General features: G+C 68.4%; 1 pseudogene. It reads right to left on the minus strand.

What is annotated here, in order from left to right:
* Positions 1 to 345, minus strand: a pseudogene (locus FAF44_RS53920) (pyridine nucleotide-disulfide oxidoreductase); the annotation flags it as partial.

The following is a 345-nucleotide window of genomic DNA, read 5'->3' on the forward strand; positions in this document are numbered from 1 at the left end:
TCCACAGGCCGTCCAGGCGGCCGAGCGAGGAGGTCAGCCCCTGCTCCGTACGGAACAGGTTGATGTCGTACGGCTTGACCTCGTCCTGAACAGCAGCGACAAGTTCCGCTGCGCGCGCCGTCGTTCCGGGCTTCACCTGCTGGTCAACCAGCGGTGAGGAGGACAGCCCGCGCGGTCTGCGGTCAGCGGCATGCCGCCCCAGTCCGGCGGCATAAGCGGCTGCGCCTTCTCCGGCAAACGAGCCGGAGGACATTGCCCAGGCGGCATTGTGGCTGCCGCCGCCGGTGAAGCCGCCGCAGATCAGCTCGCGGGTTGCCGCATCTCCTGCGGCATACAGTCCCGGAA

The sequence above is a fragment of the Nonomuraea sp. MG754425 genome, assembly GCF_021699195.1.
Lineage (GTDB): Bacteria > Actinomycetota > Actinomycetes > Streptosporangiales > Streptosporangiaceae > Nonomuraea.